A 257-nucleotide genomic window follows, 5' to 3' on the forward strand; every position below is an offset into this window, starting at 1 on the left:
AGGGGGAATTGCGGCCGCAATAGGCCGCCAAGTCACGAGGCTGTTTGCTCTTCTAGCCAGAGTGCGTAGAGGATGTCAGCAAACTGACTTTCTGGCAGAACGCCCAACACAAGGTCAACCATTGCATCTGCCAGCTTCTCGTTATCTCTCTCAATCTCGAATTCGTTGAGGGAGAGATATTCAAGGCACACTGCGAGTCCGGTGCGCTTATTGGCATCGGAAAAGGCGTGAGCGGTACCGATGGCCATTGCGTACTT

1 pseudogene is annotated in these 257 nt (G+C 53.3%); it reads right to left on the bottom strand.

Features of this window, described 5'->3' with window-relative positions:
• Nucleotides 1-32: 32 nt before the first annotated feature.
• Nucleotides 33-257 (bottom strand): annotated as a pseudogene (locus tag B4920_RS26915) (hypothetical protein); the annotation flags it as partial.

This window comes from Zoogloea sp. LCSB751 (assembly GCF_002028455.1).
Taxonomy (GTDB): Bacteria; Pseudomonadota; Gammaproteobacteria; order Burkholderiales; family Rhodocyclaceae; genus Zoogloea.